Origin of the sequence: Alkalicoccobacillus porphyridii, assembly GCF_007293315.1 — a bacterium.
GTDB classification, from domain to species: Bacteria; Bacillota; Bacilli; order Bacillales; family Bacillaceae_D; genus Alkalicoccobacillus; species Alkalicoccobacillus porphyridii.
The window spans coordinates 1-270 of sequence record NZ_VLXZ01000221.1 but is presented as its reverse complement, the minus strand read 5'-3'; the positions used below and the strand labels follow the sequence as shown (position 1 = coordinate 270).

Annotated in this window: 1 protein-coding gene; it reads right to left on the bottom strand. The window is 48.9% G+C overall.

The window, feature by feature from the left end:
* Positions 1–71 precede the first annotated feature (71 nt).
* On the bottom strand, positions 72–270 hold a 199-nt coding region (locus tag FN960_RS24105), incomplete at its 5' end, for a hypothetical protein (protein WP_039059822.1).

Sequence of the window (270 nt, the reverse complement as noted above, 5' to 3'; positions counted from 1 at the left end):
GAGTTGGCAGGATGTTTGATTAAAAACATAACAGGAAGAAAAATGCCCCGCTTACGCAGGGCATCCATTTATTACTCAACCGTAACCGATTTTGCCAGGTTACGCGGCTGGTCAACGTCGGTACCTTTGATCAGCGCGACGTGATAAGCCAGTAGCTGCAGCGGAACGGTGTAGAAGATTGGTGCAATCACCTCTTCCACATGCGGCATCTCGATGATGTGCATGTTATCGCTACTTACAAAACCCGCATCCTGATCGGCGAAGACATAC